Source organism: Microbulbifer discodermiae, assembly GCF_040742695.1.
Classification (GTDB): domain Bacteria; phylum Pseudomonadota; class Gammaproteobacteria; order Pseudomonadales; family Cellvibrionaceae; genus Microbulbifer.
Window position 1 is genome coordinate 42,501 of sequence record NZ_JBFLAB010000012.1, and the last position, 25,002, is coordinate 67,502.

Annotated in this window: 22 protein-coding genes (1 of these 22 cut by a window edge); 5 read left to right on the forward strand and 17 right to left on the reverse strand. The window is 60.8% G+C overall.

Features of this window, described 5'->3' with window-relative positions:
• The 12 genes from AB1S50_RS06430 to nhaA form a co-directional block, all read right to left on the reverse strand.
• Window positions 1–288, reverse strand: the beginning of a protein-coding gene (locus AB1S50_RS06430; protein ID WP_367149693.1) for an aspartate kinase. 951 nt of this gene lie to the left of the window's left edge; only the first 288 of its 1,239 coding nucleotides appear in the window; the start codon lies at window positions 286–288; the stop codon falls past the left edge of the window.
• A 129-nt stretch (window positions 289–417) separates the two neighbouring features.
• Window positions 418–3,033 carry an alanine--tRNA ligase gene (gene alaS / locus AB1S50_RS06435; RefSeq protein WP_367149694.1) on the reverse strand — a complete coding sequence of 872 codons (2,616 nt, stop codon included), beginning with the start codon at window positions 3,031–3,033 and terminating at the stop codon, window positions 418–420.
• 63 nt (window positions 3,034–3,096) lie between these two features.
• Complete coding sequence (locus tag AB1S50_RS06440) at window positions 3,097–3,450, reverse strand: histidine triad nucleotide-binding protein (RefSeq protein WP_367149695.1); 354 nt, start codon at window positions 3,448–3,450, stop codon at window positions 3,097–3,099.
• Window positions 3,451–3,455: 5 nt separating this feature from the next.
• Window positions 3,456–3,647 carry a Trm112 family protein gene (locus AB1S50_RS06445; protein ID WP_367149696.1) on the reverse strand — a complete coding sequence of 64 codons (192 nt, stop codon included), beginning with the start codon at window positions 3,645–3,647 and terminating at the stop codon, window positions 3,456–3,458.
• 99 nt (window positions 3,648–3,746) lie between these two features.
• Entirely contained in the window at window positions 3,747–4,586 is an 840-nt protein-coding gene (locus AB1S50_RS06450; RefSeq protein ID WP_367149697.1) for an alpha/beta hydrolase, read from the reverse strand.
• A gap of 115 nt (window positions 4,587–4,701) precedes the next feature.
• Window positions 4,702–5,718 (reverse strand): class I fructose-bisphosphate aldolase, encoded by a 1,017-nt coding sequence (locus AB1S50_RS06455; protein WP_367149698.1) that lies wholly within the window; start codon window positions 5,716–5,718, stop codon window positions 4,702–4,704.
• A 43-nt stretch (window positions 5,719–5,761) separates the two neighbouring features.
• Window positions 5,762–7,240 (reverse strand): glycerol kinase GlpK, encoded by a 1,479-nt coding sequence (gene glpK / locus AB1S50_RS06460; RefSeq protein WP_367149699.1) that lies wholly within the window; start codon window positions 7,238–7,240, stop codon window positions 5,762–5,764.
• Window positions 7,241–7,288: 48 nt separating this feature from the next.
• On the reverse strand, window positions 7,289–7,762 hold the full coding sequence (locus AB1S50_RS06465; RefSeq protein WP_367149700.1) for a regulatory protein RecX: 474 nt from the start codon (window positions 7,760–7,762) through the stop codon (window positions 7,289–7,291).
• Window positions 7,763–7,787: 25 nt separating this feature from the next.
• A complete protein-coding gene (gene recA / locus AB1S50_RS06470) occupies window positions 7,788–8,819 on the reverse strand; it encodes a recombinase RecA (protein ID WP_367149701.1) in 1,032 nt (343 codons plus the stop codon).
• A gap of 75 nt (window positions 8,820–8,894) precedes the next feature.
• The gene (locus AB1S50_RS06475; protein WP_367149702.1) at window positions 8,895–9,449 is read right to left on the reverse strand and encodes a CinA family protein; all 555 of its coding nucleotides are present in this window, start codon (window positions 9,447–9,449) and stop codon (window positions 8,895–8,897) included.
• Between the two features lie 138 nt (window positions 9,450–9,587).
• Window positions 9,588–10,967 carry a hypothetical protein gene (locus AB1S50_RS06480; protein WP_367149703.1) on the reverse strand — a complete coding sequence of 460 codons (1,380 nt, stop codon included), beginning with the start codon at window positions 10,965–10,967 and terminating at the stop codon, window positions 9,588–9,590.
• 108 nt (window positions 10,968–11,075) lie between these two features.
• The gene (nhaA, locus tag AB1S50_RS06485) at window positions 11,076–12,512 is read right to left on the reverse strand and encodes a Na+/H+ antiporter NhaA (protein WP_367149704.1); all 1,437 of its coding nucleotides are present in this window, start codon (window positions 12,510–12,512) and stop codon (window positions 11,076–11,078) included.
• Window positions 12,513–12,617: 105 nt separating this feature from the next.
• Between nhaA and AB1S50_RS06490 the strand changes: the two genes are divergently transcribed.
• Entirely contained in the window at window positions 12,618–13,397 is a 780-nt protein-coding gene (locus AB1S50_RS06490) for a TlyA family RNA methyltransferase (protein WP_367149705.1), read from the forward strand.
• Window positions 13,398–13,403: 6 nt separating this feature from the next.
• Here the strand turns inward: AB1S50_RS06490 and AB1S50_RS06495 are convergent, their stop codons facing one another.
• Window positions 13,404–13,865, reverse strand: coding sequence for an OsmC family protein (locus AB1S50_RS06495; RefSeq protein ID WP_367149706.1), 462 nt, complete (start codon window positions 13,863–13,865; stop codon window positions 13,404–13,406).
• Window positions 13,866–13,953: 88 nt separating this feature from the next.
• Window positions 13,954–14,298: a 4a-hydroxytetrahydrobiopterin dehydratase gene (locus AB1S50_RS06500; RefSeq protein WP_367149707.1), complete on the reverse strand. Its 345-nt coding sequence runs from the start codon at window positions 14,296–14,298 to the stop codon at window positions 13,954–13,956.
• A gap of 655 nt (window positions 14,299–14,953) precedes the next feature.
• Here AB1S50_RS06500 and AB1S50_RS06505 point away from each other — a divergent pair.
• The gene (locus AB1S50_RS06505) at window positions 14,954–16,792 is read left to right on the forward strand and encodes a DUF885 domain-containing protein (protein WP_367149708.1); all 1,839 of its coding nucleotides are present in this window, start codon (window positions 14,954–14,956) and stop codon (window positions 16,790–16,792) included.
• A gap of 183 nt (window positions 16,793–16,975) precedes the next feature.
• Here AB1S50_RS06505 and AB1S50_RS06510 read toward each other — a convergent pair whose 3' ends face one another.
• Window positions 16,976–18,484 carry a fumarate hydratase gene (locus tag AB1S50_RS06510; protein WP_367149709.1) on the reverse strand — a complete coding sequence of 503 codons (1,509 nt, stop codon included), beginning with the start codon at window positions 18,482–18,484 and terminating at the stop codon, window positions 16,976–16,978.
• A 134-nt stretch (window positions 18,485–18,618) separates the two neighbouring features.
• On the reverse strand, window positions 18,619–19,353 hold the full coding sequence (locus tag AB1S50_RS06515) for a hypothetical protein (RefSeq protein WP_367149710.1): 735 nt from the start codon (window positions 19,351–19,353) through the stop codon (window positions 18,619–18,621).
• 323 nt (window positions 19,354–19,676) lie between these two features.
• Here AB1S50_RS06515 and AB1S50_RS06520 point away from each other — a divergent pair, with 323 nt between their 5' ends.
• Window positions 19,677–20,261: a superoxide dismutase gene (locus AB1S50_RS06520; RefSeq protein WP_367149711.1), complete on the forward strand. Its 585-nt coding sequence runs from the start codon at window positions 19,677–19,679 to the stop codon at window positions 20,259–20,261.
• A gap of 111 nt (window positions 20,262–20,372) precedes the next feature.
• Window positions 20,373–22,265, forward strand: a complete 1,893-nt coding sequence (locus AB1S50_RS06525) for a DUF885 domain-containing protein (RefSeq protein WP_367149712.1) — start codon at window positions 20,373–20,375, stop codon at window positions 22,263–22,265.
• Between the two features lie 104 nt (window positions 22,266–22,369).
• On the opposite strand, the gene AB1S50_RS06530 is transcribed toward AB1S50_RS06525, so the two are convergent.
• Window positions 22,370–23,308, reverse strand: a complete 939-nt coding sequence (locus tag AB1S50_RS06530) for a universal stress protein (RefSeq protein WP_367149713.1) — start codon at window positions 23,306–23,308, stop codon at window positions 22,370–22,372.
• 152 nt (window positions 23,309–23,460) lie between these two features.
• On the opposite strand from AB1S50_RS06530, the gene AB1S50_RS06535 reads away from it, so the two are divergent.
• On the forward strand, window positions 23,461–24,972 hold the full coding sequence (locus AB1S50_RS06535) for a thymidine phosphorylase family protein (RefSeq protein WP_367149714.1): 1,512 nt from the start codon (window positions 23,461–23,463) through the stop codon (window positions 24,970–24,972).
• The last annotated feature ends 30 nt before the right edge of the window (window positions 24,973–25,002 follow it).

Consider the following 25,002-nt stretch of genomic DNA (forward strand, 5'->3'; position numbering starts at 1 on the left):
AGTGTAGGAGCAGGCGTCATAGCCGCGCTTCTTCAGCGCCATACTCAGGAGCGCGATGGTGACCTGCTCGCCGGTGGAGACGAGCACATCCAGCTCTCTGGGATCGGGTTTTTCCTGGATCTGACTGGCGAGATCAATCAGCCGGTTGGTCTCCCCACTCATGGCGGAGAGCACAATGACCATCTCGTGGCCCTGAGCGCGAAATGCGGCAACCTTGTCGGCGACCACTTCGATACGCTCGATAGAACCCACCGAGGTACCGCCGTATTTCTGCACGAACAAGCTCATAGATTTCTGTGTATCCCGTTACGCCCGCCTGCTGATGCGCGGGTCAAATCTCACCCAAGCCGCGCACTAAATCACTATTGCCGCCCCAAATCAACTCAAAAATTGCTGACCACAGGGGTTTTTTCCATTTTACTTGCGCAGGTGATCCCCTACCCAGGCCGGAAGCCCGGACAACATCCCCGCCAGCGCCGCCACGTCGGTACCGCCGCCCTGCGCCATATCCGCGCGACCGCCGCCCTTGCCACCCAGCTGTGCGGCGGCATAACGCATAAGCTCGCCGGCGGCGATACGATCTGTAAGGTCTTTGGTGACCGCAGCCACCAGCGCCACTTTATGCTCACCCGGTGCGGCCAGCAGCACCACGCCGCTGCCCAGCTTGTTCTTCATCTGATCGGCGATATCCCGCAGGGATTTGGAGTCGGCACCGTCAATAGCGGCGGCCAGCAGCTTGATACCGGCCACCTCCACTACCTGACTGGACAGGTCGGCACCGGCACCACCGGCCAAACTGGTCTTGAGGCGGGACATCTCTTTTTCCAGTTTGCGGTTGTTCGCCAACAGCTGCTCGACTTTCTCCACCAGGGTGTCGGGGTGGGCCTTGAGCAGCGCGGAGATATGTTCGAGGCGCTGCTGTGCCTGGTCGAAGAGGGAAAGTGCGTGGGCACCGGTGAGGGCTTCGATACGCCGCTGCCCCGAGGCGATACCACTCTCACTGACGATTCGCAGCAGACCTATATCACCGGTGCGCCGCACATGGGTACCTCCGCACAGCTCGACGGAAAACGGGGCCCCGTCCTCACGCTGCCCCATGGACAATACCCGAACCCGATCGCCGTACTTTTCGCCAAACAGGGCCATGGCACCCATGGCGCGGGCGGTTTCGATATCCGTTTCCTCCGTGCACACCGGTACATTAGCGCGAATCTGCGTATTTACCAGAGCCTCTATAGCGTGCAGCTGCTTGGTGGTGACCGCCTCCGGGTGCGAAAAGTCGAAGCGTAACCGCTCCGAGTCCACCAGAGACCCCTTTTGGGTCACATGTTCGCCCAGCACTTTGCGCAGCGCCGCGTGCAGCAGATGGGTCGCGGAGTGGTTCAATGCGGTGGCCTGACGCACTTCGGCCGCCACCTGGGCACCGACCCGGTCACCAGTCTGAATCGCCCCCTGCAGTACCTTACCGGTATGCAGGTGGTGGCCACCCTGAAGGGTACAGTCACGCACTTCAAAGCGCCCGGTGGCCGAACTCAGGTAACCGCTGTCGCCTACCTGGCCGCCGGATTCGGCATAAAAAGGAGTGCGATCCAGAATGACAGCGCCCTCTTCGCCCTCCGACAACCGCTCTACCCGCTCGCCGTCTTTGACAATGGCGACCACCCTGCCCTCTGCCTGGGTGGCGTCATAGCCGAGAAATTCAGTGCTGCCCTCCAGGTCCAGCACTTCGGTATAGTCCTGCTTGAACTTGCCGGCCGCACGGGCGCGCTGACGCTGGGCTTCCATGGCGGCTTCGTAGCCGTCCATATCCAGGGACAGACCCCGCTCGCGGGCAATATCCTGGGTCAGGTCGGTGGGGAAACCATAGGTGTCATGCAGGGTGAATACCAGGGCGCCGGGTATCTCGCTGCCTTCGAGGGAGCCCAGGGCGTCCTCCAGCAGGGCCAACCCCTTATCCAGTGTCTTGGCGAACTGCTCTTCCTCTTTGCGCAACGCCCGCTCGATAAACTGCTGCTTCTCGCGCAGCTCCGGGTAGGCGTCACCCATCTGCTCAGCCAGGGCATCCACCAGCCGGTAAAAAAAGATGTCCTTGTGGCCCAGCTTGTGGCCGTGGCGCACGGCGCGGCGGATGATACGGCGCAGCACAAAGCCGCGGCCTTCGTTGGAGGGCATTACGCCATCGGCGATCAGGAAGGCGCAGGAGCGGATGTGATCGGCGATCACCCGCAGAGACTTCTCCTGCAGATCGTCGCAGCCGACTATCCGGCCGGCGGCGCGCAGCAGTGCCTGAAACAGGTCTATGTCGTAGTTGGAGTGCACCCCCTGCATCACGGCCGCGATACGCTCCAGCCCCATGCCGGTATCCACGGAGGGCCTGGGCAGTGGGTGCAACTCGCCATCGGCGGTGCGCTCGTACTGCATGAAGACCAGATTCCAGATCTCGATATAACGGTCGAGATCGTCGTCGTCGGAACCGGGCGGACCGCCGGGCACTGACTCACCATGGTCGTAAAAGATTTCGGAGCTGGGGCCGCAGGGACCTGTGTCACCCATCTGCCAGAAGTTGTCCTCGTCGAGCCGCGAAAAGCGCTCAGGACTGACTCCCACTTCCTTCAGCCAGATGTCCGCAGCCTCATCATCACTGATATGCACGGTCACCCAAAGGCGCTCTTGGGGCAGGTTCAGGACCTTGGTGAGGAAGTCCCAGGCAAAACGAATCGCATCGCGCTTGAAGTAGTCACCAAAGCTGAAATTGCCCAGCATCTCAAAGAAAGTATGGTGGCGGGCCGTGTATCCCACATTCTCCAGGTCATTGTGCTTGCCCCCGGCGCGCACGCAGCGCTGGGAGGTGGCCGCGCGGCTGTAGGGGCGCGCCTCCTGACCCAGAAAGGTGTCCTTGAACTGCACCATACCCGCATTGGTGAACAGCAGGGTCGGATCATTGGCGGGAATCAGGGAGCTGGAAGGCACCAAGGTATGGCCCTGTTCGGCAAAGTAATTCAGAAAGGCGTCGCGAATCTGTGCGCTTTTCATCCGGCATATTTCCAGTTGGTTAGTCAAAATTCGATTGTTCGGTGAGGCGGACACAAAGGCGGTTCAGGGCGCTCGCGCCAGATCCCGCTCGCACATTTCGCGCTGTGCCAACAGGTGGAGATGCAGGTGAAAGACCGTCTGCCCGGCACTGCGGCCGTTATTCACGATCAGGCGGAATCCGTCCAGTTCAAACCGGCGACCCAACTCACCCGCGACCCACATCAGGTGCCCCAGCAGCGGCCGGTCGGCCAGATCCGCTTCGGACAGATTGACCAGGGGTTTTCGCGGAATGATGAGCAGGTGGGTGGGCGCCTGCGGCGCCCTGTCGCGGATGACGATACAAAGGTCGTCCTCGTAGACCCTTTCCGCCGGCACATCACCGGCGATGATACTGCTGAATACACTGGGGGCGGACATGGCAGCTACTTCTTCTTGTCCAGTTTTTCCTCGGCGCTCAGCTGACGCGCCTCAGATTCCAGCATAACGGGAATGCCATCGCGAATCGGATAGGCCAGACCGCTGGCCGTGCAAATCAACTCCTGGGCATCCTCGCGATACTCCAGCGGTGCCTTGCTGACGGGACAGACCAGCAAGCTCAGTAATTTCTTATCCATGCCTCACCCAAACATCGCCTGCCGGCGGCCAAAATGACCGCGTATACTACTACGACTGCGGTGTTTTTTCACTGGCTGCGGGGCCCCGCAGGGCCCGATTCACACACTGGCCAGGGCCTCCGCCTGGGGTTGCAGGGCGGCGAGGTGCTGTCGCAGCAACTCGACGGCATCCGGCTCGCCGCAGGCCTCGTTAAATAACTCATGGTAGGCGCCCGGGAAGACATGGCACCACTTTTGCGCACTGCCGATACGCTCGAATAGGCCCTGGGTAAAGAGCGAGTCCACCAACCGGTCCGACATGGGCAACAGCAACAGACAGGGCACACGAATCTGCCCCAGGCGGGCAATCACAAGATCCCGCTGACGCAGAAAATCTGTGAACCAGCGCAGAGATACCCGGTTGTGTACCAGCTCGTCCTTTCGATAGGCCTCAGCCACCGCCTCGTCCCTGCTGAGCCAACGCGGGTCCACCCGGTTCGGCAGAGTCAACCGGGGCAGCGGTCGCGCCAGCACACTGATCAGGGCCCGCACCAGGTTTCCGGGCTCCTGCAGCCCCCTGAAGGCGGGCGCAGACAGTATCAGACTGTCCACGGATTTGAAGCGCTGGACACAGTCGCAGGCGATGACTCCACCCATGCTGTGGCCCAACAGGTGAATCGGCGTAGCGGGGTTGTCGCGCCTGGCCAGCAGCACAAACTCCTGCAGCTGATCGCCGTAGTGGGCGAACTCATCCACATGTCCGCGCTTGCCGGAGGACTGCCCGTGACCGTAGTGATCCAGGGCATACACACTGTAGCCCGCCCGGTTGAGATCCAGCGCCAGGCGCCGGTAGCGGCCGCTGTGCTCCCCCAGGCCATGGGCAATGACGACAACACCATGGGCGCCCTCCACCCACCAGCGGCGATAGTGAAGCCGCTCGTCTCCACACAGAAATAGCATGTAACACCCCATCTGCCTGTCATTATTGTTAGGGTTCAGGGAACCTCTGATTCATTCGGCACAACCCCAGATATTGCCCCGCTTTAACCAAAGGTCCTCAAATTACGATAGCGGTTTACGCCTGTTCCAGAGTTTGTTGGTACTCCCCCAACACAGCCAGGTGGTTGAGGCGCGCCCGCTTTAGCAGGGCTCTTTGCGCCGCGGCTGCGTGCTGGCGTTTTCCTCCCCAGGCCTTGAGGGCGGGCTCCTGTAGCGCCCGGCCGTAGGAAAAGCTCAACTGCCAGGGTGCCTGCCGCAAACTGTTGAGTGCATTCAGATTGGCCGTCGCCTCCTCCGGCCCCTGGCCCCCGGAAAGAAAATTGATGCTGGGCACCGCCGCGGGCACCGTTCGGCGCAAGCTGCGCAGCGTGTACTCGGCCACCTGCTGCGGCGGTGCACGGGGGCTGTCCCCACCAGGTGTCACCATGCTCGGTTTGAGCAACAGCAACTCCAGTACAACGCCGTGACGACCCAACGCAGCAAAAACCTCGCGCCAGACCGCTTCGTTCACTTCGGCGCTGCGCTCTATGCTGTGGTCCCCGTCCATCAGTACCTCCGGTTCCACTATGGGCACCACGCCACAGGCCTGACACACGGCGGCGTAGCGGGCCAGCATTTCCGCGTTGGCGGTGAGCCCCAGCCGCGTGGGGTTGCAGGGGCCAATAGGGTAGACTTCGCGCCATTTGGCGAATCGCGCCCCCTGCTCCTTGTAGCCGGCCAAACGCTCCGCCAAGCCGTCCAGCCCGTAGGTGATCATGTCCCCCAGGGCGCCGGGCAATGGCCCCTTGCCCTTATCCACCTTGATACCGGGGACTATGCCCCGAACGGCAGCCAGCTGCGGCAGCGGGACACCAGCGTCGTCCCTCTGGCCGAGGGTCTCCTCGAACAGGATGACGCCGCTGACGTAATTTTCCAGCCCCTCGGTGGACAACAGCAGGGAGCGGTAGAAGCGCCGCAGTTCCTCCGTCGACTCGACGCCGATGGAATCAAACCGCTTCGCAATGGTGCCACTGCTCTCATCCGCGGCCAGCACCCCCCGGCTACCATCCACGAGGTCCGCGACTGTCTCCTGCAATTCAGTCCCTGTACTCACCTGACCACCTCCATTAAATATGACTGGATAATCGGTGTTCCCTTCAAAAATTTCGGCAGGCGGCGACCGCTCTGCGCCAGCCACCCATCAGCTCGTCCCGCTGCGCTGACGACATCCCCGGTTCAAAATCCCGCTCAATCTCCAGTGGTCCCTGCGGCAGGGCACCCGCCGGCCATATGCCGGCGCCGATGCCCGCCAGCAGGGCGGCGCCCACAGCGGTGGTTTCTATCTGCTGCGGCCGTGCCACTCGCACCCGGGAGATGTCAGCCTGGAACTGCATCAGGAAATTGTTGGCACTGGCGCCACCGTCGACCCGTAGACAACTGATTTTCACCCCCAGGGCGTCAGCCATCAACTGTGCCAGTTCGTCGCTCTGGTAGGCGATGGACTCCAGTGTGGCGCGCACCAGTTCGGCCCTGCCGGAACCGCGGCTGAGGCCACAGATCATGCCCCGGGCGGACGGGTCCCAGTGGGGGGCGCCCAGCCCGCTGAATGCCGGCACCAGATAAACGCCCTTGGTATCGGCAACCCCTTCCGCAATGGCCTCGGTATCCGCCGCCTGCTGAATCAGGCCCAACCCATCCCGCAACCACTGCACCGCGGACCCAGCATTGAACACTGCGCCTTCCAGAGCATAGGCGGGGGCGCCGGCAGGGTCGCAGGCAATGGTAGTCAGGAGCCCGCGCGGCGCCCGGGGCCTTTCCGCACCCCCGTAGGCGAGCATAAAACAGCCGGTGCCGTAGGTATTCTTGATACTGCCGGGCGAAGTACAGCCCTGGCCGAAGAGCGCCGCCTGCTGGTCGCCGGCAACGCCGCAGATGGGGATCTCCGCACCGAAAAAAACTTCCGCCTCCGTGTGTCCAAACAGTCCTGCCGAGGGCCGGATTTCCGGCAATATGGCGTCGGGACAGCCGAACAGCGCCAGCAAATCCGTATCCCAGCCACGGGCTTCGATATCGTACAGGAGGGTGCGGCTGGCGTTGGTGTGATCGGTGACATGGGCCCGGCCTCCGCTCAGCTTCCAAATCAGCCAGCTGTCGATGGTGCCAAAGCACAGCTCTCCGGCTTCGGCCCGCGCGAGCAGTTCCGGTTGAGCGCGAAAAATCCACTGCAATTTGCTGGCAGAGAAATAAGCGTCGAGCAACAGTCCGGTTTTTTGCCGCAGGTAATCCGACTTGCCCGCCCGCTGCAACTCTGTGCAGATTTCCGCTGAGCGGCGGCACTGCCAGACGATCGCCGGGCAAACCGCCCGGCCGGACTGGCGGTCCCAGAGGACCGTGGTCTCGCGCTGGTTGGTGATGCCGATGGCGGAAACCCCGGTGGCGCCGGCGCCGGCGCACTCCAGTGCTTCAGTGCAGACACGCAGGACCAGGTTCCAGATTTCGCTGGCGTCGTGCTCAACCCAGCCGGGGCGCGGATAGTGTTGGGGGAGCTCGGCATAGGCGCGGCCCAATAGCCCGCCCCGGGTATCGAAGACAAAGGCGGTGGTTCCGGTGGTGCCCTGATCTATGGAGAGAATCACGGCGACTCCTTACTCTTATCTTTGTATCCGGAGTATACCGCCTCGGCGCTAAACTTCCGCCGCCAACGCCCATTGAATGGCGTCGCCCGGAAAACCCCGGTAAGCGAGATAGCGCTGCCGGCGCGAGCACTCTTTCAGCTGCCGCTCCCGGGGTAGAGCGGGGCTGACCGGAACGGGAAATTTGCGCTGTAGAACCTCCACCGCCCGGGCATACCAGTCCACCTCCAGCTGCTCCAGCGCTGTGGCGATGCAATCATCCGCTACGCCCCGCTGCTGCAGTTCGCGGCGAATACGCAGCGGTCCCTGGCCGCGCTGAAGGCGGGAGCGGGCCAGCACCTGGGCAAAGCGCTGGTCGGATTGATAATTGAGTTCTTCGAGCCGCTGAAACAGTAGCTCGAAGTCGGCGACGGGAAAACGATTGGCGAGCTTCTGGCAAAGTTCCTGGCGGGAATGCTCCCGGCGCGACAACAGCTCCAGCGCCGCCTGGAACAGGGCCCGCTCCGGGGAGCTAAGGGAAGACACCTGTTAAAACACTTGTTGCGAGATCTTAACCTTCCGGAGCCTCTACGGCATCCTCGACCGCGGGCACCTGGTCGCCCAGCAATTGCAAACGCAACTGGCCCTCGATCTCATCGCGGAGACTCTGGTTTTCCCGCAGGAATTTGACCGCATTGGCCTTGCCCTGGCCTATCTTGTCCCCTTTATAGCTGTACCAGGCACCGGCCTTGTCCACCAGACCCAGCTTGACCCCGTAGTCGACGATCTCGCCCAGCAGGTTGATGCCCTCTCCATACATGATCTGGAATTCGGTCTGCTTGAAGGGCGGCGCCACCTTGTTCTTGACCACTTTCACACGGGTCTCGTTGCCCACCACTTCGTCGCCCTCCTTGACCGCACCGATGCGGCGAATATCCAGGCGCACGGAGGCGTAGAATTTGAGTGCGTTGCCCCCGGTGGTGGTCTCCGGGGAGCCGAACATCACACCGATCTTCATGCGAATCTGGTTGATGAAGATACAGAGTGTGTTGGTGTTCTTGATATTGCCGGTGAGCTTGCGCAATGCCTGGGACATCAGGCGGGCCTGCAGGCCGACGTGGGAATCGCCCATCTCCCCCTCGATTTCCGCCCGCGGGGTCAGCGCCGCCACCGAGTCGACGATCAACACGTCGACGGCGCCGGAACGCACCAGCATGTCGGCCACTTCCAGGGCCTGCTCGCCGGTATCCGGCTGGGACACGATCAACTCGTCGACATTGACACCGAGTTTTTCGGCATAAATGGGATCCAGGGCATGCTCCGCATCCACGAAAGCACAGGTGCCGCCATTGCGCTGCGCCTCGGCGATCACCTGCAGGGTCAGGGTGGTTTTACCGGAGGATTCCGGGCCGTAGATTTCCACTATGCGCCCGCGCGGCAGACCGCCGATACCCAGGGCCACATCCAGGCCCAGGGAGCCGGTGGAGATGGCCGGGATACGCTCGCGCTCCCTGTCCCCCATCCGCATGACCGTACCTTTGCCGAACTGGCGTTCTATCTGCGTCAGCGCCGCCTTCAGTGCCTTGTCTTTGTTGGAGTCCATGTCCCTTTCCATCCGCTTGATCGTTGTTGGTTGCAGGGAAGCTTAACCAAGGATTACTGTATAAGCAACCAGTAATCAGGATTCCTCCGCGGCGGCCTCCGGAGCGGCTCCCTGCCGTCGTACCAGTGCCAACATCATGGCCAGCGCCTCGGCCACGGTCAGTTCCTGGATCCGGGATCTGTCGCCGTGGAAATGGAAACAGCGGGCGTCGATAGAGACAGGTTCCTGGCCCTGGGAAGAGGCCAGGGCTATCCAGACAGTCCCCACCGGTTTGTCCTCAGTGCCGCCATCGGGGCCGGCGATGCCGCTCACCGCCACTGCGATATTGGCGTCCATCAGTGCCAGCACACCGCTGGCCATCTGCCGGGCGACCTCTTCACTCACCGCTCCCAGCTGTTCCAGGTCCCGCTGGGACACCGACAGCAGATTCTGCTTGATCCGGTTGGCGTAACTGACCACAGAACCATCAAACCACTGGGAGGCTCCCGCCACCGAGGTGATCGCGGCCGCGATGGCGCCACCGGTACAGGATTCGGCGGCGGTGACGCGCCATTGCAGCCTGTCCAGTTCCTCCCCGAGGGCCAGGGCCCGCTCCGCTATCTGCTCCGCCAGCTCAGTATCCAGATTCATCGCCTCCACCTATCCATTGCTCCATGCCAGGTCACCGCCTTGTGCCGCCACCATAAAAAGCTATGGCCCTTTGGCGGTCCCATAGGGCCACCGCCACTGTGGGAAAAAGTCTCCCGATTCGGTACAACCCGGGGAAAATTACCAACTCAGGGAGGATGGCAGTCGCGGGGAGGAAAGCAATTTGGTAAAACGCTGCCAGCGCTGTTCGTCGGTGCTCGCCTCCCGCTGGACGTAATCCCCCACCAGCTGCTTGCCCCAGTTGTAATTAATGACATAGGCGCCGTAGGTGTCGACAAAACGCTGGCGCTGCCGGGCCTTTGCGGGGCTCATCAGGGTGACTTGCTGGAACAGCTCCACCGCCCTGTCGCCATCGATCTCGCCATTGATATATTGGCGGGCGATCTCATTTTCGGCAAACCTGAGTTTTTCCAGCAGCCCCAGCACACGGGCATAGCTGTCCGCATCGGCCGGGTTCAACCCGGCCAGAGGGTAAAGCACTTCTTTTTCAAATCGGGTCTTTTCCCCACCGGGAAACGCCAGTTCGATTCCGTAATTGGCGCTGCCCTCGGCGATCAGCGACTGGGGGCTGAACAGGGGGTACACGCTGAATTCAACCCAGCCGCGCTTGTCCACCAACTCCCGCTCCAGCAGTGCATTGTAGGTGTGATGGCCCGGATAACCCTCGTGACAACCGAGATCAATAGCCCTGTCTATGGTCACCGGCAATTCGGTGTTGATCTGGATCAGACTTTGCGCGCCACCCTGATACCAGTTGTAACCGCTCCAGGGTTTATCGGTTACATAGCTGAGTACGAAATGTTCATCGCGGGGGAGAGACAAATATTTTTTGGTGCGCTCGCGACAGGCTTCGATCGCGGCCCGGAACACCGCCGGCATTTTCTCCGGCGGAATCACGAACCGCTGCCGGAACGCCTCGAGTCGCGCCTGCAATGGCCCGGTACCCGGCAATAATTGATCCAGCTCCGACAGCACCGGCTCGAAGTGGGAATACGGCTGTTTGGGTGGCTGGGTATCGTACAGGGCCGCAGCTTCGCGATCGAAATCCCGCTGACCGCCACCGTCCGCCAGGCTGCGCGCATAGGCCATGACAGCGCGCAGCTGCGTCTTCAGATAGTGCTGCCGGAGCCGTTCCAGACTGTCGTCTGCCGCTTCGCTCTCCGGCAACTGCGCCCACAGTTGCTCCGCCCGCCGGGACAGTTGTTGCGGCGTTGCAGAGCTCGCCGCCGCGGCGTCCTTCCAATCAGCGGGGCCGTAATAGGCATCCACATAGTGGGGATCGTGATTGCCCAGCTCCAGCACCAGGCGCACATAGTCTTCCGCCAGCTGGTCCATATGGATGCCGAAATCCCCGCCACCGACAGCTTCACCCTCTATCTCAGGCACTTTTTCAGCCACTGGGTCCACAGAAGGGACTGGCTCCTTCTGGCCACAGGCAGCAACCGCCAGCAGTAAGGAGACGGTGACCAACACTCTGGTCACACAGCGAAAAAGGTTCATGATTCACCCCCTGGTTATAGGTTCCAAGCAGCCGAAAAATGATGGCTGCAAAAATTCCACACCCGCCGCGCATCGCTGGCCGCCGGAAGCCCGGGCGGGGATAGCGGCTCAGTATTCGCCCGGGCGCTGCTGATCCACTTCCTCTTCCGGGTAGGATTCATCGCCCTCGTCCTCGCAAACCGGCGCCTGGCGCAGGATCAGGAAGCCACCGATACCGGCAATCAGGGACGCCAAGAGCACCCCTGCTTTGGCTTGGACGAGTAGCTCCTCGTTGTCGAAAAAAGCCAACTCGGTAATAAATATCGACATGGTAAACCCTATGCCACCCAGCAGCGCCACACCGACAATATGGTGAAAGCTGGCGCCGCTGGGCAACCTGCCCAGCCCGAGACGCCAGCCCACCCAGGTGGCTCCCACTATGCCCACCAGCTTACCGACCACAAGGCCCGCGATCACCCCCAGGGTCACCGGATTCAGTACCGCCTTGGAGCTGGTAAAGCTGTCGATGGGAATGCCGGCGTTGGCCAGGGCAAAAATGGGCATCACGATAAATGCCACCGGGATATGCAGGCGGGTCTCCATGCGCTGCAGTGGCGACTGGGCAAGATTGACGCCGTTACCCAGTGCCATCACCCTGGCCCGCAGCGCATCGTTGGCAATGATCTTGTCACCCGGGCGGAAGCTGCGGTCAAAACTGCGGATGATGTCTTTGACAAAGGTGCTGAAGGCAACGGGATCGTATTTGGGTTTGGCCGGCAGTGCCATGGCCGTAACCACCCCGGCCAGGGTCGGGTGGATGCCGGTCACATAGAGTTCATACCAGAGCAGGACCCCCACGAAAATATATGCCGGCGAGCGGCATACACCGGCTATCTTGAGCAGCCACAGGATGCCCACCAGCAGGCCAGACGCCACCAGCGCCACTGTGTTGACCGTGTCCGTATACCAGATGGCTATAACCAGGATCGCGCCCAGGTCATCGACAATGGCCAGCGCAACCAAAAAAGTCACCACCGAGCGCGGCACCCGGTTGCCCAGCAGCGCAATGCAGCCCACCGCAAAAGCGATATCGGTGGCCATGGGGATGCCCCAGCCCCGCGCCGCTTCGGTGCCGCCGTTCAGGGCGGCGTAGATGAGTGCCGGGACCAGCATACCGCCGATGGCTGCGAAAACCGGCAGCACCGCCTGCTTGAGTTCCGACAGTTCGCCCACCAGGAATTCCCGTTTCAGTTCCAGGCCCACAAGGAAAAAGAAGATGGCCATGAGGCCGTCATTGATCCAGTGGTGCAACGACAGGGAAAAACGCCAGTCACCGGCCTGGAGCGCTATGGGGCTGTGCAGCAGATGTTTATAGGCATCCTGGAGTGGGGAGTTGGCGATAAACAGCGCGATCATGGCGCAGGTAATCAGCAGCAGGCCACTGCTGCTCTGGCGGTGAATAAACTCTTCAAACGGGGTGACCAGACGGCCAAAGGCATTTTCCAATGGCGCCTCAAACACCTTGCCTTTGCGAATCCTGAACTTACCGAGAACTCTTTTGGCCATCCACTACTCACCTCCTGTTTAAGAATAGAGCTTCTAAGGTAAGGGGCCAGAGGTTAGCATGGCAGTTACTTCAACGACCATGTATTCCCAACCCGATAGACACCAATGAAACGCCTCGATGTTTTGCTGGTACAGCGCCAGCTGGCAAATTCACGCACCCATGCGCGCAAACTGATTGACGCGGGGAGAGTGATGGTGGGTACCGGCGACAACTGGAGCCAGGCCCGGAAAGCCAGCCAGTGCATCGGCGAGAGCGAGGAACTCAGGGTCGAGCCACTGCCTGAGGACAGCTATGTCTCCCGCGCCGGTGTGAAACTGGCGGCCCTGCTCGACCAGACTGGACTGGACCCCTGTGGCTGGAAGGTGCTGGATATCGGCTGCTCCACCGGCGGTTTCAGCGACTGCCTGCTCCAGAGGGGCGCGGCGCTGGTGGTGGGAGTCGACGTGGGTCACGGCCAGCTGGCTCCAAAGCTGCAGCGGGACCCGCGCATGCACCTGTTCGAGGGCGTCAACGCACGCCACCTGAATGCAGAACAGCTGGCGCCTTTCGGCGATGAAGGCTTCGACGCCATCGTCATGGACGTATCCTTCATCTCCCAGACCCTGATCCTGCCGAGGCTGCCGGCGCTGTTGGAGACTGGTGGCCAGTTACTGACACTGATCAAGCCGCAGTTCGAGGTAAACCCCAGGGACATCGGCAAGGGCGGCCTGGTTCGGGACCAGGGCCTCTACCCACAGGTACGCGACCGGATTTGCGCTCTCTGCACATCACTGGGACTGAGTGTCCAGGACTATATCGACAGCCCCATAACCGGTGGCGACGGCAACCGGGAGTTTTTGCTGTGGGCGGTTTACGGTGCCGGTCAGCAGACGGGGCAGGGGTAAGAGGCGTTAAGGAATCTCGGTCACTACCTCGCTGGTGACTGAATTGGCGATAAAACAACGCCGGTGTGCAAGCCGGTGCAACTTCTCCAGCTCATCCCGCGACGGCTGTCTGTCACCGGCAAAGGTCAGCTGTGGCCGCAGCGTCACACGGGTTATGGCCATACCGCCGCCGGCAACCTTTTCCATCACTCCCTGCGCCTCATCCCGGTATTCGTCTACCACCAACCCCCGCCCGGCGGCAATGGAGAGAAAAAACAACATGTGACAACTGGAGATCGCGGCGATGAACGCCTCTTCCGGATCGACGTTTTCCGCCACGGAATAAGGCAGCGGGACTATGTGCGGCGACGACGACGCAGGCACTTCAAGGCCGCCGTCAAAACGCCATGTGTGACCACGACTGTAATTGCCGTCGACGAAGGCCTCGCCGTCGCGCCGCCACAATACAGTGGACAAATACTCGGTCATAGTAACCCCGCAATTGGTCGTTTCCGCCCACCCGGGTGAACCCGGGCCGGTCGGAAACGACGGAGTGCAGGTGGAGGCGGCTTGGCCGCTACTCCGCCTCTAACTGCCGGTCGGTGCGCGCCGCCATGATAAAGTCGTTCTTGTGCAGTCCTTTGGCCTCGTGGCTCCACCAGGTAACGGTGACCTTGCCCCACTCGGTCAACAGCGCCGGGTGATGCCCCACCTCCTCGGCGATGGCGCCGACACGGTTGGTGAAGGCCAGGGCCTGTTTGAAATTGCGAAACTTGAAGACCCGCTCCAACTGCATGATCCCGTCGCGGCTGACCGGCGTCCAGTCGGGAATTTCGCGCATCAACTGGGCGAGTTCTTCATCGCTCACCAGTGGTGCGTCCGCGCGGCAGGCTTCACATTGTTGCTCGGCAAGTTCGGTCATGGCTGAATCCTCGAGAAAGTGACTTATTTATCCGGCAATCCGACGGGTGATCCCTGACCCAGTGGATTGTCGCCCTTGGAAACCTGCGCTATCACGCGGAATCGCTCGCCTTTCAAGGGCCTGCGCCGGCCTCCGCCCCGGCGGCGGCACATTCTTGCACCCCACTAGATGGTCCCCGGGCGATTTGGGCCCCAACTCTACCCGCCGCGATGCGGTGAAACAAGCGCGGCCCACAAAAAGGGATTTTATGTGGCCAGTGCCGTTTTTTATGCAACGCAGCACCAAAAATCCCCCCTGACCTAGGGCCTGTTGACACTAACTGAGATAGTCCCGCTGCCACTGGTTTTGTGGCCTGCAAGGCGGGAATTGCGCTGTGTGGTGGGTCCACATGAGCAATTTCTAACGCCGCAGGGCGCGAAACCAGTGGCAGCCCTCCGGGTTGTGCCGGAAAAGGCACCACTCTTCGTTGCTTGTCGTTCATTTGGAACAACCAAACCTCTCTCCTCTTGCCTCGATTGGCACCTTTTCTGTCACAACAGGGCCAACTCAGTTAGTGTCAACAGGCCCTAAATAACCCGGTCGAACCTGCACATGATCCGCAACGCTGTTTCTGCTAGCTTTACTGGCCAGAGGCCCGGTACAAATGAGGAATGAGATGAAACAGGTAATCCCCCTGCTGCTGGTCGCACTGGCGCTGACTGCTTGCGAGCGCGACCCGGTGGCCAAGCCCAATGGTGAAATGGCGGAAAACGTCAACGGCACTGAAAGCAGTACCGCCAAACTGGAGACAGCGGAGGCCAATCGCGAGTTTCAAGAGCTGGCGGACCAGATGGTGGAGGAGCTGTGGCAGCTGTTTCCCTCCTGGGGAATTAGTGCCGGCTACTACGAGGTGGCGGATCAGATGGAAGTGCCCGACCGGGACTTTCGCGAGCGTGTGGTGACTTTCTCGAATAGCTACCTACGCAAGTTCAGGAACATCGACAGGTCGCAGCTCGACGCCGCCCACAGAAGTGACCTGGCTCTGATCGAAAATTTTCTCGACCGCATGGAGTGGGAGGTCGCGCAGTTCAAACCCCACGAATGGAATCCGGCAGAGTACAACGTCTCCCACCCTTTCGCTCTGATTATCAACACCGAATACGCGCCCCTGGACGAACGACTGCGCACCTTCAGCAAACGCATGGAAAAAGTCCCGGCTTATTACCAGGCGGCGCAGCAATCGCTGCGCAAGCCGGCGGCGCCCCAGCTGCTGCTGGCGATTCAGCAGAATGAAGGCGCCCTCAGTGTGTTCGGCGAGGAACTGGAACAGCAACTCGCGGACAGCGGCCTCAGCGCCGAGGAAAAACAACTCTTCACGCAGCGCCTGGCTGCAACCCGGGACGCCATCCAGGGCTACGTCGACTTCCTGAAAGGCATGCAGGGGGATCTCGACGACTCCGGAGACTACAAGGATTTTCGCATCGGCGAGGACCTGTACGAACAGAAGTTTGCATACGATATCCAGATCGGCATGACGGGCAAGGAACTTTATCAGCGCGCCCTGCAAGAGAAGGACCGGCTGCACGCCAAGATGGCGGAGCTGGCCAGCGAATTGTGGCCAAGGTATTTTCCCGACCAGCCGCGCCCCGAAGACCCCTTGAAAATGACCGCTGAGGTGTTGGATAAGTTGTCGGAAAATCACGCCACCAAGGCCACTTTCAAAGCCGAGGTGGAAAAACAGATCCCGGAGCTGATCGCCTTCGTCAACGAAAAAGACCTGCTCACCCTGGACCCGGACAAACCGCTGGTTGTACGCACCACCCCGCCCTATATGCGCGGCTTTTCCGTGGCCTCAATCAATGCGCCGGGGCCCTACGATAAAACTGCCAACACCTACTACAATGTGATGCCGATCGAGGATTTTTCCGACGAGCAGGCGGAGAGTTTTCTGCGCGAGTACAACAGCTACCTGATGCAGATTCTCAATATTCACGAGGCGATACCCGGCCATTACACACAGCTGGTGTACGCCAACAAATCCCCCAGCCTGATCAAGAGCATCCTGGGCAACGGTGCCATGGTGGAGGGCTGGGCGGTGTACACGGAACGGATGATGCTGGAAGCCGGCTACGGCAATTTTTCACCGGAACTCTGGTTGATGTACTACAAGTGGAACCTGCGCACGGTGATCAATACAATTCTCGACTATGAGATTCAGGTGAAAGGCATCGACGAGCAGCAGGCCATGGACCTGATGGTGCGCCAGGGCTTCCAGCAGAAAGCCGAGGCCATGGGCAAATGGCGCCGCGCAACCCTCAGCCAGGTACAGCTGACCAGTTATTTCGCCGGTTACTCCGACATTCTCGCACTGCGTGACGAAATGAAGAAAAAACTGGGGGACGACTTCGACCTGAAAGAATTCCACGAGGAGTTTCTCAGCTACGGCAATGCCCCCGTGCCCGTCATCCGCGAGTTGATGCTGGCGAAGCTGGAGGAAAAACAGTCTGACGAGTAACCCGGCAATTTATTTAGTTGCCGAATAAAAAATAGGTTACTGAAAAGCCTTCCCTGGCTTTTCCCAGCCGGGGGCTGCGGCACATGTCCGCAAACCCCGGCACTATTGCAATCGGGGACAAACCACAAAAAAAGCCGGACTTGTTGTTACAAGCCCGGCTTTTTACTATCGAGACTCAACGGCTCAAACAGCGCTCTCCTCGATCTTCGCCTTCCAGATCAGCGGCCCCGTGTCGTGAACCGACTCACCCCGGCTGTCTACCGCCACAGTGACGGGCATATCCTCCACCTCGAACTCGTAGATAGCCTCCATACCCAGCTCCGGGAAGGCGACTACCCGAGCGCTCTTGATGGCCTGTGCCACCAGGTAAGCGGCGCCGCCCACAGCCATCAGGTACACCGCCTGGTGATCACGGATTGCCTCGATAGCGGCCGGGCCGCGCTCGGCCTTGCCGATCATACCCAGCAGGCCGGTCTTCTCCAGCATGGTGCGAGTGAACTTGTCCATACGCGTGGCCGTGGTAGGGCCGGCCGGACCCACCACCTCGTCGCGTACCGGGTCCACCGGCCCGACGTAATAAATAAAGCGGCCGGCCAGATCCACCGGCAGTTTTTCCCCTTTGGCAAGGATATCGACCATCTTCTTGTGGGCGGCGTCGCGACCGGTCAGCATCTTGCCGTTCAGCAGCAATGTCTCTCCCGGCTGCCAGCTGAGCACATCGGCGCGGGTGACCTGATCCAGATCGACCCGGCGGGTGCCGCCGCCGGCCTCGCGGGTGACCTGCGGCCAGTCCGCCAGTGAGGGCGGCACCTGTTGTGCCGGCCCGGAGCCATCCAGGACAAAGTGGGTGTGACGGGTGGCGGCACAATTGGGAATGATCGCCACCGCCTTGTTGGCGGCGTGGGTGGGGAAATCCCTGACTTTTACATCCAGAACCGTGGTCAGCCCTCCCAGGCCCTGGGCGCCGATCCCCAGCCTGTTGACCTTGTCGTAGAGTTCCAGGCGCAGTTCTTCGGCGCGGCTGGTGGCGCCGCGCTGCTGCAGTTCCTGGATATCGATGGGGTCCAGGAGGGACTCTTTGGCCAGCAGCATGGCCTTCTCCGCGGTTCCGCCGATACCGATGCCCAGCATACCCGGCGGGCACCAGCCGGCCCCCATTTGCGGCACCATTTTCAGTACCCAGTCCACCACCGAGTCGGAGGGATTCAGCATGGCAAATTTGCTCTTGGCCTCGCTGCCGCCGCCCTTCGCCGCCACATAGACCTCCAGGCTGTCCCCGGGCACGATTTCATAGTGGACCACCGCCGGGGTATTGTCCCCGGTGTTCCTGCGGGCCCCGTCCGGATCCTCCAGAATGGAGGCGCGCAGCAGATTGTCGGCGTTTTTATAGGCCCGGCGCACCCCTTCGTTGACCATGTCTGTGACGCTCATGTCCGCATCCCAGCGGACCTTCATGCCCACCTTCAGTTTTACAGTCACAATCCCCGTATCCTGGCAGATGGGCCTGTGACCCTGGGCGCACATGCGCGAGTTGATCAGTATCTGCGCCATGGCATCCCTGGCCGCCGGATTGGCCTCCCGTTCGTAGGCCTGGTTGAGGGCCTGGATAAAGTCCCGGGGATGGTAGTAGGAAATGAACTGCAGCGCGTCGGCGATGCTGTCGATCAGGTCATCCTGGCGGATAGTGGTCATGGCCGGCTCCGGTTAACGTCTCGAGGCCGGCGATTCTACACGATTTGGCTGCGCCTGCAGGCGCAGCCCCGGCCGTCAGCCGCCGTGACCCAGCGGAAGAAACAGCCGGGAGGGGAGGATTGTGGAGCCGGCGCTCACAGGGAGGAAGCGGTTGAGCCACTGGACTGCAGGTTGCGGATAGCGTCGCGCAACTGCACCAGTTCCTTGTTGACGGAGCGCCGATAGGTATCGATGGATTCAACCGCCTCTTCATTGGCGCCCACCCGGGCGGTCAGATCGCTGCGCACCGATGCCAGCTGGCGCTCCAGCTTGGTCAGCGTATCTTTGGTATCCCGCGCGCTGGCGGTACTGGAGCTGCGCAGCTCGTTGAGGGCGGACTCCACCGCGGCGATCTTGTTGACGCTTGCGGTCAGGCCGTTCAGTTTGCCCGCCAGGGCCGCCGCTTCTTTCCTGGCTGCAGCGGCGTCACTTTTGTTGGCGGCGATGGCTTTGCGGTTGGTGTCGTAGGACACACCCCAGAGCTTGCGGATCTCGGAGCTGTTTTCCTTCACTTTGGCATTAAGTACCTCCACCGAAGCGGTGGATTCCTCGTCCGACAGTTCAAACCGCTTTTCCAGCTCGGCTATGCGCTTGTCCGCATCCACCAGCTCCAGCCGGGTCAACTGCCACTGCTTGTACAGAAACGCCGCCGCGCCAACGCCCGCCAGGGCCAGAATCAGGGCCACGACACCAACAACGGAAACACCGCCACCACTGCCCTCATCCACCCTGTCCGCCTCTGCGGCCATGCGACCGCGGCCAATGGGTTTGTCATCCAGTTGCGGCTCTATGGGGGTTCCGCCGCCCAGCGTCGGCTCTCTGCGTTGCATTGTCGTAACTACCCGATATTTGGATGGGCCGGGTCCGCGGCATAGGCCGCAGGCACAAGGCCGGTTAACAGTCGAAATCAGCGGCATTTATACCAGAAACTGACGAAAAAGTAAGCGGTTTTCATCGGGGCCCGCCGGCGCGCCCGCGGTTGCGGGGGCCCCCTCTCCCGTTCTGTATTCGACCTGGAAGCGGCTTACAGGCTCCGCTAAGACAGTACTGAATTAGGGCCTGTTGACACTAATTCAGAGGTTCCTTAATTCTATCTGCCGACAGGTGTAAACTGTGCGGATTCACCAACCGAGACTTAACGAAGGACGACACCATGGCGCATGCGCTCCCTGAACTCCCCTACCCAATGAATGCCCTGGAACCCCACATCTCCCAGGAAACCCTGGAATATCACTACGGCAAGCACCACAAAACCTACGTCGACAAGCTGAACGGCCTGCTGGAAGGCACCGCCGATGCGGACAAATCCCTGGAAGAAGTCATCAAGTCCTCTTCCGGTGGTGTGTTCAACAACGCCGCACAGGTATGGAACCACACCTTCTACTGGAACTGCCTGAGCCCCAACGGCGGTGGCGAAGCCACTGGTGCGGTGGCCCAGGCTATCGACGCCGCATTCGGTTCCTTTGATAACTTCAAGCAGGAATTCACCACCAGCGCCGTCAACAATTTTGGCTCCGGCTGGACCTGGCTGGTGAAGAAGTCCGATGGCACCGTGGCCATTGTCAACACGTCCAACGCGGCCACCCCCCTGACCGAGGCGGGTCATACACCCCTGCTCACCTGCGACGTTTGGGAACATGCCTACTACATCGACTACCGCAACCTGCGACCAAAATACATGGAAGCGTTTTGGCAACTGGTGAACTGGGATTTCGTCAACCAGAATTTCGCCGCCTAATCACAGGTGCACGAAGCGAGCTCAGGGCCCGCTTCGTGCATCGGCCGCAGGGTAACAACCTCAGCCCGAGGCAAAGCCAAAATAACAACGAGCAGACAATCGGAAACACACATGAACCTGAACAAGACCCTGATTGCCACCGCCATCAGTGCGCTGGTTATAGCGGGCTGCGGAAAGAGCGAAGCCCCCGCGACCGAAGAGCAAGCGGCCAACTCCCATAGCGCCGCACAAAGCGACGAGAACACCGAGGCTAAATCGTCACCACAGGAGGGCGACGCCGCGTCCATCGCCAAAGCCAACGAAATGTTCGAGGCTTTTTTTCAGGAACGCCTGAAGCGCAGCCCGGAGTTCAAGACTTTCCTGGGCATGAAGGAAGACTACGACAAGTGGGATGACCGCTCGCCGGAATTCGCCGCCGAGACCCACAAAATCAACCAGCGCCAGTTAAAAGAGCTGCAGGCCATCGACCCCAGCAAACTCGACGACTCCACCCGTCTGAGCCTGGAGCTGGCCAAGCGCAACCTGGAGCAGGATATAGAGGGTTACAAGTGGCGCCTCTACAACTACCCGGTCAATCAGATGTTCGGTGCCCACTCCAGTGTGCCCTCGCTGCTGATCAACCAGCACAGCATCGCCGATACCAAGCAGGCCGAAGACTACATAGCGCGCCTCAACGCCCTGCCGGCACAATTCGATCAGCTCATCGCCAATCTACAGGAGCGCGCCGACGCGGGCATCATCGCCCCCAAGTTCGTGTTCCCCTATGTCATCAGCGACAGCCGCAATCTGCTCAAGGGCGCCCCCTTTGAGGGCGGTGACGACAGCACCCTGCTGGCGGATTTCAAGGGTAAAGTGAACAAACTGGATATCCCCGACGAGGAAAAGACCGCCCTGATCGACAAGGCGGAAACGGCGCTCACCCAGAGCCTTAAGCCGGCCTACGACAACCTGATCACCTACCTGCAAAAACTGGAGCAGCAGGCCAACACCGACGACGGCGCCTGGAAATTTCCCCAGGGCGACGACTTCTATGCATTTGCCCTGCAGCGCACCACCACCTCTGACCTTGACGCCGACGAAATTCACGAAATCGGTCTCGAGGAAGTGGAGCGTATTCACGGTGAAATGCGCGAGATCATGGAGAAGGTCGGTTTCGAGGGCAGCCTGCAGGAATTCTTTGAATTCATGCGCACCGACGACCAGTTCTACTATCCCAATACCGAAGAGGGCAAGCAGCGCTACCTGCGGGAGGCCACCCAGCTGATCGACACCATGAAGGGCCGCCTGGACGAACTCTTCATCACCAAACCCAAAGCCGATCTGACGGTCAAGGCGGTGGAGCCCTTCCGGGAGAAATCCGCCGGCAAGGCCTTTTATCAGCGCCCCGCACCGGACGGTTCCCGCCCCGGCATCTACTACGCCAACCTGTACGATATGAAGAATATGCCGACCTACCAGATGGAGGCGCTGGCCTACCACGAGGGCATCCCCGGCCACCATATGCAGCTTTCCATCGCGCAGGAGCTGGAGGGTGTGCCCAAGTTCCGCAAGTTCGGCGGCTATACCGCCTACACCGAGGGCTGGGGCCTCTACTCGGAACTGGCGCCGAAAGAGATGGGCTTCTATTCAGACCCCTACTCCGACTTCGGCCGCCTGGCGATGGAGTTGTGGCGCGCCGGACGCCTGGTAGTGGACACGGGAATTCACGACAAACAGTGGACCCGGGAGGAGGCCATCGACTGGTTGGCGGAAAACACCCCCAACCCTCAGGGAGATGTGGTAAAGGCCATAGAGCGCTATATCGTCATGCCATCCCAGGCAACTGCCTACAAAATCGGCATGCTGAAGATTGTGGAACTGCGTGAAAAAGCCAAAGAAGCCCTGGGCGACCAGTTTGATATCCGCGCTTTCCACGACACCATTCTGGCCAACGGCCCTGTGCCACTGGATGTGCTGGAGCAGCTGGTGGACGAGTGGATCGTCCAGGTCAAATCCCAGCAGTAAATCCGCCCGAGCGTGGCGCATCTTTGTCGCACATTAACCCGGCAACTTATTGAGTTGCCGGGTTAATAATGACCCAGCCGCGCAAGCACCCCCACAGCCGTCACTCATTCATGTCCCACCGGGGAAACAAAGCTTACCGGCTTCAACGCCAGCAGTGAACAGCTGACCTTCTGCAAAATATTTTCCGCCGTATTTCCCATGATAAAACCGGGGATACCAGTGCGCGCCACAGTGCCCATCACCAGGAGATCGAAGTGCCGCTCATCCACCAACAGCGGAATGAAACGGTCGGGTCGCGCGATGGTGTGGTGGATCTCCAGATCACCGCCGATGCCTGACGCCTTGATCAGCACATCCAGTTTGGCCCTGTGCCGGGACCCCGCGGCTTCCACCGCCTTGTCCAGTTCCTCATCGGAAATACCGATGGGGAATCTGTGACGGAGATAGGCGTCGACATCATAGTCCCAACAGGAAACGATGTGCAGGGTGCCACTGCCATCGTCCGCGAGCGCCCGGGACAGGCGCAACAGGCGAATGGCAAGGTCGTAGGCGTCGCTGTTTTCGCACTCGGGATCGATGGCCACCAGCACCCGGGCCTCTCTGTCGGCGTGTTTGCTGGGCCGGCTCAGCCATACGGGGCAGGGGCACTTGCGCAACAGCTCCATGTCCATGGCCATGAAGCCTTTGAGCCGCTCCTTTCCCTCCACACTTTTCACCACCATATCAAAACCATCACCCAGGACCTGCTGGATGATCCGCTCGGCCGGTGTGCTGCCGCAATTTACCTCAATCTCCACCGACAGCTGATTGGCATCCAATCCAAGTTTTTCGCAGGCGGTAGCGAGCGATTGCTGTACTGCGGACACCAGGCCCTTTTCGTAAACCTGGCCGTATTCGCGCAAATCCTTCGGCAGGCGGGGACAAACTGCAAATACCTTCAACGTGGCAGAACAGGCCCGCGCGACACTCAGTGCCTGTTGCAAACCGTCGCTCTCATCTTCGAGGCCGTGACTGACAAACAAAATATGGCGGAAATTGTGCATAACTAGGGCCTGGCACCGGATAAAAAGACCTATAAAGTCTTATACGGAAAGTGGGTCTCCAGCATCACAGTTTAGCTGCTGCAAGCAGACCAACACGGCGGGGTGGATCCCGGAGCGGAGGCACCGCAGCGACAAGCAACCGGCAGTGGCCAATGACTTCGACATCGGAATTACACGCGCATCTGATGGGAATCGACACCCACGAGGAGCCGATCGCCTATCTGAGCAGCGACTGCGATATCTGCCGTGCCGAGGGCTTCGCCGCCAATACCCGACTGCGCATCCAGGCCGGAGAGAGGAGCCTGATCGCCACCCTCAACACTGTCAGCCCGGCGATACTGGCTGCGGACAAAATCGGCTTTTCCGACAGTGCCTGGGCCTACCTGGGCCTGCGCCGGGGGCAGAGGCTACAGGTGAGCCACGCGCCACTGGTCCCCTCGCTGAGCGCCCTGCACAAAAAAATCTATGGCCACCGACTCGACCCGGAAGAGATCAACGGCATTATTCGCGACATCAAACACCGGCTCTACTCGGACATAGAGATCTCCAGTTTTCTCACCGCCAACGCGGCCGGCAAACCGTCCGTGGCGGAAATCACTGCGCTTACCCACGCCATGGTGAACTGCGGCAACCGACTGCACTGGCCGGAAGGACGCAAAATCTACGACAAACACTGTATCGGCGGCCTGCCGGGCAACCGCACCACCCCCATTGTCGTCGCCATTGCCAGCGCCGCCGGCCTCACCATCCCAAAAACCTCCTCCCGCGCAATTACCTCGCCGGCCGGTACTGCGGACACCATGGAGGTGCTCACCCAAGTGGACCTCACCCTGGAGCAGTTGCGCGCCGTCGTCACAGAGACCGGCGCCTGCCTCGCCGCCGGCGGCGAAGTTGGGCTCAGTCCCACAGATGACCTGCTGATTCGCATCGAGCGCGCCCTCAGCCTGGACAGCCCCGGACAACTGGTGGCCTCAGTGCTGTCGAAGAAAGTCGCCGCCGGGTCGACCCACGTCCTTATCGATATGCCCGTGGGACCGACAGCCAAGTTGCGCAATCAACTGGAGGCGGAGCAACTGGCGACACTGTTTTACCGGGTCGCCGAACCGCTGCAAATCAAGCTGTGCTGCGTCCTGACCGACGGCAGCCAGGCCATCGGTTACGGGGTGGGGCCGGTGCAGGAGGCGCGGGATATTCTCGCGGTACTGCGCAACGAGCCGGATGCGCCGGAGGACCTGCGCGAACGCAGCCTCTACCTGAGCGCGCAGCTGCTGTCCATGACGGGCGAAGCGCCCTACGAACAGGCGCGGGATCAGGCCCGGGAAATACTGGCTTCGGGTCTGGCATGGCAACAGTTTCAGAGTATCTGCGCCGCCCAGGGAGGATTGAAAGAATTTGCCGAGGGCGCCTACCAGTCCGAACTACGGGCACAGTGCCAGGGGCCGTTAATCTCCATGGACAACCGCCGCCTGGCACGGCTGGCCAAGCTGGCCGGCGCCCCCTCATCACCGGAGGCAGGTCTGCACCTGCGGGTCAAAACCGGAAACCTGGTGGCGCCCGGCCAGCCGCTGGCAACCCTGTATGCGGCAACCCCGGGCGAACTCGCCTATGCGCGGGAATACTTCCACCACAACTCGGATATATTCGCCATCGGCCGGCCGCCGTGACCTGGATGGTGTTCCTATGTGGGGTTCCTA